Raw genomic sequence first — 13,613 nt, 5'->3', positions numbered from 1 at the left:
AACAATACTTACTGTTAAAAGCAACAATACATACTGTTGATAGCAACAATAGGCTACTGTTGGAATCAACAAGCTAAATAAATAACCTAATAAATAATTAATAAATAAGTTAATATCATCATGTGGTAGTAGTAAGTGGTGTCTTGCTTTTCTTGATTAATAACTTTTAAGATATAATCAAATTGAAAGGTGGATATAAGATTATGGACTATGATGATAATAACTTCACGGAATTTGGGAAAGACGATATTAAAGGCTATGCAATTCAGCCATTTGGAATTGAAGAGAAAGTGAATTGTAGATATTTAGCTTTATTGAATAAGATTGTTGCCTTTACGTCCCACTTAGGATATTGTTTTGCTAGTAACAAAGCGTTTATTACACACATGAACGGTATTACGAGCCAGAGTATTAGAACACAGCTTAATTATCTAGAAAAGAATGGATTTATTACTAGATATATCAAAATTAACGGTAATGAAAACATTTATAATAGTAAGCGAATCATTGTTTTAACTGATTTAACCTATCGTTTATATCATGCATGTAATCCGAAAATATCAGAACCTAAAATAAAACAAGGCTTTTACCCAGTTTCTGCTTATAGCAAGCATATAAAAGCCAATCAAGAGCAAAAATCAAAGCATGAGATCTCAAATAATGAATATAAACATGCTGATAAGACTAAAAGCGTGCAATTACACTCTCAAGATAATCAAAAGGCAGATAAACAAAATAAATATGACAATGAATCAGATATTGAACCTAATACGTTAAACGAGAATTATAATTCTAATGAATCAAATAATGATTTTGAAAATTCTTCTGCTAGTGTTGGATTAACTGGAATTAAAAAAATACCACGCCAAAATGAATCTAATAAACATTTGATGAGTAAATTAAGAAATAAATTGTATATTCAAGGAATTAAGAAATACGGAGATAAAATAAAAGATAAAACGATTCTAGATAATCAAGTTATGACCTATGTTAATCAAAATCTAGATCAAGCTGTAAAAGATTATAAAAAGAATCAAGCTCAATTAGAAAATCAATAAATGATAGCTCACGTATCCGTTTTGGGAACGTGGGCTTTTTGTTTTCTTGACTTTTTAGGTTAAAGATTTAAAAATAAACTATCGTGATATGCAATAGTATGTAAATTAAGCTAAAAATGACATGTATTAATTAGTTGCTACATGATTACATATAATTTACTTGATATTAGATAAATGATTTTATATACAATTAATTTTGATTATTTATAAGGGGTAAGTATTTTGGTTACTCCTTTAAATATGCTAAAACATGATCTTGTAATTTCAATGATTGAATATTGTATCCAACTGTTATATATTGAAGTTGGTATTTAATAAATGTTATTGCATGGTTGTGATAACCACAAAAAAAGAGCCAGTGTCCCGCAAAAACACTGACTCTTTATTTAATGCTTATTTTTATGTTCAAAGTAGTAAACTACTAAAGGACACAGAATTAAATTGAAAGCACTAATAAATAAGGTATTTAATAAATTAAGCATGGTTGCTCACCACCTTATCGAGCTTAAATAAACCCGACAAAATGATTATATCATCAATAATGATTGTTAAAAGTAAACGTAGACAATTATATGTAAATTAATGAGTACTGGTTACCACTCCCCTACTCTTGTTTAAATTTTAAAATATTTATCATTAAAATACCCTATGTACTGATATAACAACAATTATTCAAGATGATATTTTATGAAATGTAAAATCATAAAGTTAATTTTAGTTAATTTATTGTCTATTGTTTAATGATGATGATTGCTATATCATTTGAGTAGGGGTTGATTAATAATGCAAAATTTTACGACAACACAAACTGCTAAAATGACTGGATATACTAGGCAAGGAATATTGGCTATAATCAAGCGTGATTCTAACTTTAGATCAAAATATGTACATAAATTGTCTAATAGATACATGATTACTAAACAAGGTGTGGATTACTTATATAGCAACCGACTAAACGGTGCTGATAAACTTAATAATGACAATCAAAGCAAAAATAAGGTTAATAAATTGTCTAAATTGTTGGAAACACAGGTAAAAACAATTAGTGATCGAAATAAAGAATTGCAGACACACAATTTCTATCTTGAAAAACGGATTGCCAAGAAAGACGATTTAATAACTGATCTACAGAATCAAGTTAATAAATACCATTCACAACTTGATAACAAGAATAATCAGTATAACCAGTTGAGAATTGAACATGAAAAGAACAAGCACGGCTGGTTATGGAAGTTATTTCACTAATTGAATACATAATATTAGCAAAAGTCGATACCATTTTTAATGATATTGGCTTTTTTATTTTTTATAAGTCATCCCGAAAATCATTCAAAAACAGTACTATTTAGAAACTTTCTTTTGATTGTTGTAAAATTATACATGAATTAGTCTAATATCAAATTAGCACTAAAAATCAGTTGCAATTAGTATCGTTTTAGCTTAGGAGCAATCAAACTATGGATAATATCGACTATGATTTAATCAAGAGTTATTTTCGGATTGACAATAAAATTAAAGCAGTACATTCTCACAAAGTCCGCTATGTATGGCGTTTTTGGCAACAATCGTTTATTAATAGTCCACTTAATTATGATAGCAATGGTAATAAAATTAGTATCAAGCCGTTTCAATTACAAGTGAATGATTTAGTAGATTATGAGAGCTTTGTGCATGATACAACCGATTTATTGCGGTTCAAGAAACACTATTTTAACCGCTATTTGATTAATCTTAATGAACATGATTTAAATTACCTAAAGAAAATGTATTTATTTAAGACTAACAAGCCAGAACATAATCATGAATTGGATCAGCAGACCATGAATGAATTGAATCAGATTGAAGAAGCAACAGAATGGAGATTTAAGCTGCCTGTAAATAAAGCAGTTGATATAACAGATAATCCGTTTAGCAATCTAGATAAAATGTTAGGGGCTTTGTAAATGGATAAAAACGTATTGCCATATATGATGACTGATGATCCATATTTCAATAAGATTGATGACGTAAAAAGTATTATGAATGAAACGTGGATTAGTAGAATATCTAGGTATCAATTAACATATTGGTATTTTTACGATCATCATTTACAAGAATTGAATTTAAGATTTAAAACGCAAGCCAAAAGTCTGTATTATCGTTTGTCTTATCTAAGTAAAGACGAATTAAAGATATTGGCAGATAGTTATTACTATAAAACTAATGAAGAACGACCAACTTTAACACAATTATCTAAAAAGTATGGCATGACTTATAATGATTTTATGTATAAACGTATTGCTATTATTGGAAAGTTGAGTAAGCCTAGATTAAAACCTAAGGGCGTTGGCAAACCGACTAAAGAACAAGCCGAACGGGAACGTGAATTTAAGAAATTGTATCAGTTATCAAGGAGACTATTAAGCCCAGATAGTTAGTTTTAGTCTTAATTAAGAACATTTTTACATGAACGTTCTTTTATTAGTTTCTTTATAAATTCTTTAATAAACTCTTTAGATACTCTTTAGTAATTTGTAGATCTTACTCTTGCAAAGGATTATAAATAAATAATAGGACATTTTGGGATAGATAATAGGACGTTTTGGGACAAATAATAGGACATTTTGGGATAAATAACAGGACGTTTTGGGATCTGTTATTATTTATTTTTACACTTTAATTAAATATAAATTGGAATACCTTAACGATTAGTTGTGAAACCTGTTTTAAAAGCCTTTATTAAGATTATTTATGATATTTTATTCATTAAATTAACATAAACTGTTTATCAATAAAATTAGATAATAGGACTTTTTGGGAAACGTATATTATTTAATAGGACACATTGAAATTAAGTCCTTGCTTTGATATTATTAGTTTTAATTAATCAATAAGGACGTGCTTAATTTTGAGCAATGAGCTTGTTAAATACGGCAACCAATTAAATTCTGTACCGTTTAGAAAATTTAAAAGTCATGAATTTAATATATTTTTTAGCATAGTAAGTCGCATGAGAAATAAAGGAACAAGTGAGATTACCTTTTCTTATTCAGAAATAAAGCGATTAAGTAATTATAAACGCCATGATAAACAGAATTTTGAGCGTGATTTAGAAAAAACATATCATAAAATGCTTAATTTAAATATGTGGTATGAAGATGAAAAAGTATATAAGGCTTGGGTCTTATTTACTAATTTTGAGATTAATAAGAAGAATCAAACAGTTACAATTAGTGTTAATCCTAAATTAATAGGTGTAATAAATCATTTAGTAAATTGGACTAGATTTAGTTTAGAACAATTTGTTAACTTACAAAGCAGTTACTCAAAAACAGCTTTTAGGTTATTTAAACAGTATCGCGTAGTAGGGAAACGAAAATTTAATATTAAGGAATTTAGATTATTGTTTGATGTTCCGAAAAGTTATAGTTTTAGTGATATTAATAAAAGAATCTTAAAGCAATTAAAAAATGAATTGCCACAATATTTTAAGAATTTTAAAATAACTAAAATTAAGCATGGACGTAGAATAGTGGGTTATTTGTTTACATGGAAACCAGAAATAAATAACCAAAATGACTTTTCACGTGGCAAAAGTCGAGATAATCAATTAAAGATAGATAATATTAACAACAACACTAATTTAACTGATAAAGAAAAACAGCAAGCTAAGGATAAAGTATTAAAATTACAGACAAAAGATTTAAAACGTAAAGTAAATATTGCTAATAATAGTAAAAAGGATCATTCATCTAAAACTAAGAATGTAAAATCAATTTTAGATGATATATCCGATTCATTAAAAAGCTAAAATATGCATATTTATGCACTAATTTCTAAATCATGTTTTTATTAATTAGTCTATAAAGCTAATAATGCCAGTATTTAATGAGATTGTTAGTTTAAAAAATTGGTGCACACAAAAGTTCATTAAAAATGTGCAACTATTGGAAACAATACTATAAGATTTCATAAGATTTAAGGAAACAAGTGTAACGCCAGTACTGAAAGTTGTAGTATCGGTTGCACCTGTAAATACTATGGTGGCAGTACTTAATGGCAATATAAATTGGAAACTTTGTAGTAAGAATTGGTAAGTTTTAGAAATTTATGTTGCAACGTTACACCCGTTTGTTACAGTAGAATCATCCCTACAGCATTGATATAGTAAGGATTGTGTCATTTTATGTGGTGGAAACACTAGATCAAGAAATACCAACATTTTGGAAACTTGCGGTACTGTTTTACAAAAAAGGTTGCAGTACTGGTTGTACTTATTATCATTGATATAGCAACGATTGCTAGTATCTTGTATAAATTTGAAATATTGGAAAATAGTGGAAACTTTTAGTACGGTACTGATAATTTTTAGTGGGTGCACCCTAAATTAGCTTAATTTTATAAAAAGGGTGCACTTGAATAATCGCCATAAGTGTTGCTATGTATAGCATAAAAGCATATTAATAGCTATTTATTGCATGGTTGAAAAAGTATGAAATTGTTGGGAATTTTTTGTACTAATTTAGGGTGCAGTTTCATTAATGGAAACATGATAATATGAGATTACCGTTTCTAGATTGAATTACTGATTTATAGGCGATTAATCTAATTATTGGAAACGGAATTGATAGCAAAAGGCAGAATTATATAGATTTTTTTGGATTGTGTGGTGTAGAAATTGGTAACTAAGAGCTTGCTTAAGTCTGAATTTGATAAAAACATGAGTTATGCCAAGATTGCATTCAAGTTTAAAATATCTAAAGGCACAATTAGCAAGTACAGGCAAAAATATGGTTGGCACCGCAATGATGAACGGACTGTATTTCATGAATCTAAATTGAGTATTAAGAAACGGACGGACGATAAACACAAAAGATTTTGCCGTATTTATTTAAATTGCTACAATGCCACTAAGGCGTATCAAAAAGTCTATCATTGCTCAATTAAATCAGCACGGGCCAATGGATCAAGACTATTAAACAATGATAAAATCCAGTCTTGCTTGCATAAGCTGTTTAAGTACCAAGAAAAACCACTTTTGATTGACGCCAATGACGTTTTAAATAAATATATTGAATTAATGCATGCTGATATAAGCGACTATGTGAAAATTACAACGACAGCAGTACCAGTTATGAAAAACGGTCATCATTTACTAGACGTTCACGGTAAACCAGTCATTCACTACGAGAATCATTTTAAGATCACTGATTTTGATAAAGCCGACTGGTCGCTAGTTAAATATATACATATTGGTAAGCATAGTTTCACAATCAGAATGTACGATAAAACAGAGATAGCAAGGCGATTACTTCAATTTCTACCAAAACAAACTTATAACAAACCGAAAATTGATCCAATGGTTACTGCATTAAAGTCTGCCATTAATAAACGATCATAGAAACAGGACAAAAACAAGTAGGAAAACAAAGTGTCTTATTGATTTTGTTTTCATGTTTTTGTGTTTTCGTGTTTTTATACTGCTATGTAGCTCAATACTAATAATTTTAAGTAATTTAGTTGGAAACGAAGTAATAAAAAATGCTGACAAATGCTCACATTATTTTTAAATGTTAAAATTAGTCTGCTATGAATAAAATCATGGTATTAATAAATATCATTACATAAAAAGTTAGGTTTGATCGCCTAGCTTTTTTATTTTGCATTAAAAATATTAATAATTGGTAATCTAGCGAATTAGTAAAAATAGTGTCTAAAAAATGACACTTATCAGCCATTAAAAAATGGCTCACATATAAATAGTAATGATAACTACATAATTCGTTGTGATTTAATTATTTAAGAATTAGTAATTTAACATTAAATTTTGACAAGTCCCCTATCACTATAAACGTTGATATGAATAGGCAGGGGAGTGCTTTTCTAAAATAAAAGACCAGCTCAAAAATGAGCTAGTCAATTTATATGTATAAAATCTCACTATGGAAAATTTCACAATGAGTTTATTTAGTTTTCTTCTGCTAGTTGATCTTGTTTTCTGAATTTACGAATTTTCTTATACAAAGTAGAACGACTAATACCATTCATTCTTGCTATTTGTTGTGCGGTTAAATGGTTTTTATTACGATTATTATATTGATTAACGGCTGTTACCATGTGAATGTTGTTTCTGCCATATTTTTCTTGTTTACCCTTATAAACACCACGCTTTTTAGCTAATTCTATCCCTTGACGTTGGCGTTCTTTTATATTTACACGTTCTTGCTGTGCTTGATAAGCCATGAAATTAATTAAAAATTCATTCATCATACTTGCAAAATCGGAGTTTATACCACTATCAGAGTAAAATCCCTTGAAATTGGCGATAATAAACATAGCACTTTTTGCTTTAATCATGCTAGTTAGTTTTTTAGTGTCTTGATAATTACGACTTAAACGATCAATGGACGTAACTACGACTTGATCGCCTTTTCTAATTCTATTTTGAATTAAATTCATTAGTTCGGGACGTTCTATGTAATTTTTACCAGATTGCTTTTCGGTAATGATATTTTCTTTATCAATACCATAATCTTCTAATTCTTTTATTTGTCTTGCTAAATTTTGTTGTTTACTACTTACACGAGCATATCCAAAAATCATAATTTCATATCTCCTAATCTAATATTATAAAATACACATTGTTAATACACATCATCATCATCAGTATAACAGGATTCTACTAATTATCAATGGGGTATACTCAAAAAATACATAAAATAACAAATAAAAAACACTCACGATTAAGTGAGCGCTAGTAAAAATATATTTTTTCATTTATCATTGATGATGATTATATTTACTAAATTGATAATAAGCAAAGGATAATTTTAAATGATAAAGAATAGATTAAAATATTATGTAAGATCTAGACATATAAACATTTCCAGAATGTCGGAAGAATTAGGGATTAATAGACATTCATTATACGAATTATTTAATCAAAATAGTGCATTTAGAAACGAAACATGGACTAAAATTGCTAATTATTTAAGCTTGAACATTAGTGATTTACTGTATTTAGTTGGAGAAAATGTAACTATAAAAACTGTAAAACGACATATTAGGGACTACAATCCGCATGATAAATTAAGCCAAGAAAATTTTAGATTGAATTTACAAAATAAACAATTTTTAATAAATGTTGATATTTTATTTAGTTATAAAGCAATTGTTACTAAAGGATATGTATTCATGTATTACTTTTTCCGTAGTGCCGATTCTTCAATTTCAGATAGTTATATTAATACTTTATTTAAAAATAATGAAAATGTTAAGGAATTAGCACATTTTGCCTTAAATGATTTAAATCAAGATCCTTTTTTGAACATTTCATTATCGCCAGTTATTTTTATTAAGTCAATAAATGGATCATCTTTTATAGATACTTATGTTAAAGATGATTCTAAAAATATTTCAACTTACTTAATTGGTTATTATGATGATACAAACAAAAATAATAATTTTACAGAAGGTAGTAGTTCATTGTTTCCAACATTTGATTTATCATATCTTCAGTTTTCTTCCGAAAGTGAAAAAATAATGAAAATGCATAAAATGTTTTTTAAATATCTTAATAACAATGAATCATAATATTTTAATTGATAATTTAATTTTTACAAATATATACTTTTTGAACAAGTATATAGTAATGCCTTATTAGTTTAATTAAGTCATTATTGACTACAGATTATTTTATAATATGTCTTGTTATGCATAATATAACAAATAATAAAATCTTTTAAGATTGAATTTTGTTATTTTTATGATACTATGATGATGAACGGCTTATCATAAGTGTATTTAACATTATTTATTAATTATAAATTTTTAAAATTGTTGTATGCCGTTAAACAACTAAGCTAGAAAAGAGATGAACAAAATGGCTAATAAAGAATTAAGAGATAAAATGCTTATTGATCGCTTGCCACATTGGAAAGTAGCAGATCAAATTGGTATCAGCGAACCCACTATTTACCGCTGGCTACGTGTTGAAATGGACGATCAACATAAAAAGATTGTTTCTAAAGCTATCCATGATCTAATGGATAAGCGTAAGAAAGTGAGCGAGTAGCTTATGATGAATAAGAAACAGAAATTTGAGCAAACAAAAAAGCCTTTAGCAATCTACCACAATAACTAAAAGCTGATTCATAATTATATTTATTTGTTAAACAGCGTTTTTAATTACTACCACATAATTAATAAAAAGGGTAACTTCATAAGCTAGTAAATACAGGCTTATTAGATACTTTTGCATAAATGCCTTTGTATCAAAGCTCATATTAAAAATACTGGCTTAATGTAACCTTTTGTAAACGCCATTTCTGTTCTTATTCTATAACAAAAAGTTTCATATAGGCAACAAATGTGTGAATATTTGAACAAATTGGCTTAAATATTCAACAAATATAGAATAGGAGATTTTAAATTATGCAAGAAACTAAGGCAGATAAAAAACAAATTAAAAAAGTAAGCTGGGCTGACGTTGATAACGTTAGTTCTGCTATGGATCAAGTTATTACACTAAATAAAATGATTTACGATTATTTAGATGAAATGAATGACGCTTATTCTGCTATTAATAAAAAGTCGGGACAATTTGAATTAGCAGCTTTCATATATGAATTTAAACGAGATTATCCTAAATTAAGTATTTTAAACGGACAAGTGGAAGATATTGCCCGTAAACAAGGCAAACTTATTGAGAATTATATTAGCCAATTAACCGCTAAGGGTAGTAAGGATAGTTCTAACCATGAAAAATAATAAAATCATTCAAATAAATATGGATAAGATAAAAGAACAACGCTTAAAACATGATTTTGATAATTTCTTTAATGATCGTGAACATGAATTAGAAAAAGAATTAAGCCATGATATATTTAATAATAAAATCAATGATAAAGTTGGCTACTATGCCGATTATATTGCTGGATTAGAGCATTGTATAAGTGAAGTTTTTTATAACTGTGATGATGAAAATGCTACTTATGAAGATGTTAAAGAACAATGGATTGAAATTATTGAAAATCGTAAAGCTAAACAAAAGTTAGATCATAGATTTGGCAATTACTTGCCAACAAATTAGGAGTATTGCTATGAACAATTTAGTTAATAATGACCGCAATATTAATAATTCAATTGTTATATTAAATTCTATGTATGATGAGCCAACAATTTCTGCTGATAGGATAGCAGATTTAGTTAAAATTAGTCATCGTTCAATCAATAAAGCAATTACTAGATCTAAGAAAGAATTAAAACGGGTGCGATTTAAAATCGCATCGCACAACAAGAAATATTACTTTTTGAATGAAAAGCAATGTTTAAAGTTAGTTGGTGGCCTAAGAACAAATTATTTAACTAAACAAGTTAGAAGTAAATTAATTAATACGTTAATTGAACAGTTTAATCAAGCTCTTAAAATTCAGCTAAGACGTCAATTAACACATATTCAAAGCAAGCCATTAACTTATGACTTTAATCTAGCTATTGATAACAACGATACTATGGATAGTCATAGTTATATAAATCTTAATAAATTGGCATATAAGATTGCTTTAGGTATGAATACCAGCCAACTTAAAAAAACTAGAAACATCCCTAAAAATAAGCCGATTACAGAGTATCTAACTGCTAATGACTTCAAGCAAGTTAATAATATTAAGCAAACCATGATATTCTTTATTAATCAAAACTATAGCTACCAAGAAATAAAGACAATATTAAGTCATCACAAGTTAGGTCAGAAGATAGGAGCATGATATTATGAAAAGTAAGTACTTAAAAATTCTTAAAAAAGATCATGAAGATATGGTTAAAAGTGGAGAGACAAATTCTAAGTTTGATATTGATAGAGCCATGAAAACATTCAATATTGATAAAAATGGAGATATAGACCAACAATTTAGAGATAATCTTAAAAAACCTGTTGAAAATGGCATTGTTAAAGATTGTGAATTGATAAACTATGTTTATAAACTTCATCTTAAAAATTCTAATAAAGACAATCATATTAGTAAAGACACAATGTATTGGCACTTGTTAACAATGAAATTAATTTCTACAGACGGAACACCAACCCAGAAAGCTATAGATAAAGGTTGGAGATCTGCTAAATCAGAAAAGAATGTAATTTATCCGAAAATGATTGAGCAAGCATACTCTGTATTAAGAAAAAAGCATGATTTACCTATAACAAAATCAGAAGTATACAAAAATTATGTTAAACAGGGAATAACTGATGAATATGGCAATCCCACTAATAAAACTATAGATAGTGGTTTGATTGATATTTTAGATCCAACATATCGCATGAAATAAGACAAACAAAAAAGCCCGCTAGCCTGTAACCTAGCGAGCCAATACATAATAAACAAAATTATATTATACAAAGGACTGATTATTATGCTTGAAAATAAAAATAAAGTTATTACTATGCCCAGTAATAACTCTAAATATCTTATCTCTATATTCAAAATTATACCGCAAGGTTGGGATACCGTCAAAGGTATGCACGCATTAGTCGGCTTTAATCAATATTATAATAAACCTGTATTTACGCAGTATACTAATGACGCTGATATGGTCTTAAATTCAATAAATTATCGCTGTGATTACTTTTTAACTCTTAATACGGTAAAGACACGCAATCGTAGTGTTAATATCTTAGAAGATAATAAAGTAGTTAATAACGTTTCTGCTTTAGGTGCATTGTGGGTTGATATTGATTTTCATAATTGTAACGATCAGCAGACCAAAGAATTGAAAGATTATATTAGTAACCACTTAATTGATTTAATTGACGTTGCAGACGTTCAATCTAATGGCAGATTGCTGTTACCGACTTCAATTCAAGATAGCGGACATGGTATTCATTTGATCTATTTGTTTAAGAATCAAATTCAAGTTAATAATACTGGTATGTTGGTAATATGGCGTAAGTTGGAACGTGAAATATCAAAACGGATTAATCAAGCCATTTTATCCGTTACTAATTTAAGACTGGTCGATACTAGCACGTTTGATCCATTACGATTGATAAGAGTACCAAGTACTAAAAATTATCGAAATCCTAATAAGCCAGTTAAATGCCATGTTATTAAAACAGATTATAAGCAAGGTATGACTTATGATTTTTGGAATTTAACCAATGCTTTGCTGCCTAAGCGTCCTACAAAAGCAAAAAATCATCCCCATAAGATAAACAATCATCATAAGCCATTAATTAATTATGAAATTAGTAAAAATGCCTATACGCTTAATTATGAGCGTTGTAATGACTTGAAGAAATTAATTAATTTAAGAAATAATGAAATGATTGGTTATCGTGAGCTTACATTGTTTGTTTATGCTTGCTTTAATATACGCATTGTTGATATTTCAAATTTAGCCAATGATCTAAAACAGGTTAATGATATGTTTAATCGTAAGTTGCCTTATGCAGAGATTCATAATCTTGTACGAGAAATGAAATATCTAGATGATAAATCATTATATAAGTTTAAAAACAGTACAATTATTGATAAATTAGGCATTTCATTAGATGAGCAAACAAAATTAAAAGTGTTAATCAGCAAGCAAGAGAAATATAGACGTAAAAACAAAAAGAGATTAACAAGACGTAGAAAATTAAGCCAACAAAGTGGAGCTAAAGCAAAAAGATCATTACGAAACAAAACAATACTTAATTTATTTAATAAAGGCTTAAATCCAACACAAATAGCCAAGCAATTAAGCATTAGTAGACCAACTATATATTCTGTATTAAAAAAAGTGTAAAAAAAAAAGGGTCTTTATATAGATACTATTAATTGTTTTAATTTATATGATTTTAATGAGCAGTAGACTAGATATTAAATCTATGATCTACTGCTTGTTTTAATTATCTCCGTGTCTGTTTTGGGAACGCAGGTTTATAAATCGTTGGGGTACTAAAATGGTACCTCATTGTTTATGTCTTTAATACCGTCGTGAATTGCTACGGTATTCTTGTTTTATGTTTTAGTGTTATTTGAAATTAAATAGAATGCTTTTTTGAAAATGCACCGTAATTTGATAGCAAGTGTCGTAAATGGCATAAACTTATATAACAACCATTTGTCGACCAAGTGACAACCAACTGGCAACCAGATTATTAAGTGGTGCGATTTAAAATCGCAGTAATTTTAATTGTGTAATTTTTATTAATTGTCTATGATATTAAAATTCTATGTTAAAGGTTGCCTTAAATCAGGGCGTCCTTATAATATAAATTATTTTATGTTTTAACTTATCTTGATTTACAAGAAATTGATTCTAAATCATGGACGCAATATTTAGAACGCGTGTCTAATCTACATATCATTTTAGGATAATTACTAATTAACATGGATAAAATCAAATATGAGCATGTTTTTATGCTAAAAAAGCCCGCTGACAATTAAGCCAACGGGTTTTGTGTAGGAATTCAAGAAAATAAGACTATGAATAAATTATTAACTTCATAATGATTATATCACGTTCAAGTTTTGTACATTTTTTAATTACCTTTTACGGATAATCCGATCTTTATATAATTTATACTGTTGAATC

General features: G+C 27.9%; 14 protein-coding genes. 13 read left to right on the top strand and 1 reads right to left on the bottom strand.

The window, feature by feature from the left end; all coding sequences use genetic code 11:
- Positions 1 to 203 precede the first annotated feature (203 nt).
- The 6 genes from WR164_RS07240 to WR164_RS07215 all read left to right on the top strand — a co-directional run bounded on the left by WR164_RS07240 (position 204) and on the right by WR164_RS07215 (position 6,438).
- Entirely contained in the window at positions 204 to 1,058 is an 855-nt protein-coding gene (locus tag WR164_RS07240) for a hypothetical protein (protein WP_286136939.1), read from the top strand.
- A 783-nt stretch (positions 1,059 to 1,841) separates the two neighbouring features.
- Positions 1,842 to 2,303, top strand: coding sequence for a coiled-coil domain-containing protein (locus WR164_RS07235; RefSeq protein ID WP_286136938.1), 462 nt, complete (start codon positions 1,842 to 1,844; stop codon positions 2,301 to 2,303).
- A gap of 212 nt (positions 2,304 to 2,515) precedes the next feature.
- Positions 2,516 to 3,001 carry a hypothetical protein gene (locus WR164_RS07230; protein ID WP_286136937.1) on the top strand — a complete coding sequence of 162 codons (486 nt, stop codon included), beginning with the start codon at positions 2,516 to 2,518 and terminating at the stop codon, positions 2,999 to 3,001.
- On the top strand, positions 3,002 to 3,475 hold the full coding sequence (locus WR164_RS07225) for a hypothetical protein (RefSeq protein ID WP_286136936.1): 474 nt from the start codon (positions 3,002 to 3,004) through the stop codon (positions 3,473 to 3,475). It abuts the gene before it with no gap.
- Positions 3,476 to 3,945: 470 nt separating this feature from the next.
- Entirely contained in the window at positions 3,946 to 4,848 is a 903-nt protein-coding gene (locus tag WR164_RS07220) for a RepB family plasmid replication initiator protein (RefSeq protein ID WP_286136934.1), read from the top strand.
- 867 nt (positions 4,849 to 5,715) lie between these two features.
- Complete coding sequence (locus tag WR164_RS07215; protein ID WP_286136933.1) at positions 5,716 to 6,438, top strand: terminase small subunit; 723 nt, start codon at positions 5,716 to 5,718, stop codon at positions 6,436 to 6,438.
- A 566-nt stretch (positions 6,439 to 7,004) separates the two neighbouring features.
- Here the strand turns inward: WR164_RS07215 and WR164_RS07210 are convergent.
- Positions 7,005 to 7,640: a recombinase family protein gene (locus WR164_RS07210; RefSeq protein WP_286136932.1), complete on the bottom strand. Its 636-nt coding sequence runs from the start codon at positions 7,638 to 7,640 to the stop codon at positions 7,005 to 7,007.
- A gap of 231 nt (positions 7,641 to 7,871) precedes the next feature.
- Here WR164_RS07210 and WR164_RS07205 point away from each other — a divergent pair, with 231 nt between their 5' ends.
- From WR164_RS07205 to WR164_RS07175, 7 genes are all read left to right on the top strand, one after another.
- Positions 7,872 to 8,630, top strand: coding sequence for a helix-turn-helix domain-containing protein (locus tag WR164_RS07205; RefSeq protein WP_286136931.1), 759 nt, complete (start codon positions 7,872 to 7,874; stop codon positions 8,628 to 8,630).
- A gap of 289 nt (positions 8,631 to 8,919) precedes the next feature.
- Entirely contained in the window at positions 8,920 to 9,111 is a 192-nt protein-coding gene (locus tag WR164_RS07200) for a helix-turn-helix domain-containing protein (protein ID WP_286136930.1), read from the top strand.
- Between the two features lie 359 nt (positions 9,112 to 9,470).
- On the top strand, positions 9,471 to 9,806 hold the full coding sequence (locus tag WR164_RS07195; protein ID WP_286136929.1) for a hypothetical protein: 336 nt from the start codon (positions 9,471 to 9,473) through the stop codon (positions 9,804 to 9,806).
- Entirely contained in the window at positions 9,796 to 10,128 is a 333-nt protein-coding gene (locus WR164_RS07190) for a hypothetical protein (RefSeq protein ID WP_286136928.1), read from the top strand. The genes WR164_RS07195 and WR164_RS07190 overlap by 11 nt, the downstream gene beginning before the upstream one ends.
- 10 nt (positions 10,129 to 10,138) lie before the next feature.
- Positions 10,139 to 10,804, top strand: coding sequence for a hypothetical protein (locus tag WR164_RS07185; RefSeq protein WP_286136927.1), 666 nt, complete (start codon positions 10,139 to 10,141; stop codon positions 10,802 to 10,804).
- Between the two features lie 4 nt (positions 10,805 to 10,808).
- Complete coding sequence (locus WR164_RS07180; protein WP_286136926.1) at positions 10,809 to 11,363, top strand: hypothetical protein; 555 nt, start codon at positions 10,809 to 10,811, stop codon at positions 11,361 to 11,363.
- 84 nt (positions 11,364 to 11,447) lie between these two features.
- Complete coding sequence (locus WR164_RS07175; protein ID WP_286136925.1) at positions 11,448 to 12,821, top strand: helix-turn-helix domain-containing protein; 1,374 nt, start codon at positions 11,448 to 11,450, stop codon at positions 12,819 to 12,821.
- Positions 12,822 to 13,613 lie beyond the last annotated feature (792 nt).

Origin of the sequence: Philodulcilactobacillus myokonensis (genome assembly GCF_027923585.1) — a bacterium.
Lineage (GTDB): Bacteria > Bacillota > Bacilli > Lactobacillales > Lactobacillaceae > Philodulcilactobacillus > Philodulcilactobacillus myokonensis.
Note: the sequence above shows the minus strand (reverse complement) of the source record. Positions and strands in the feature narration are given on the sequence as shown.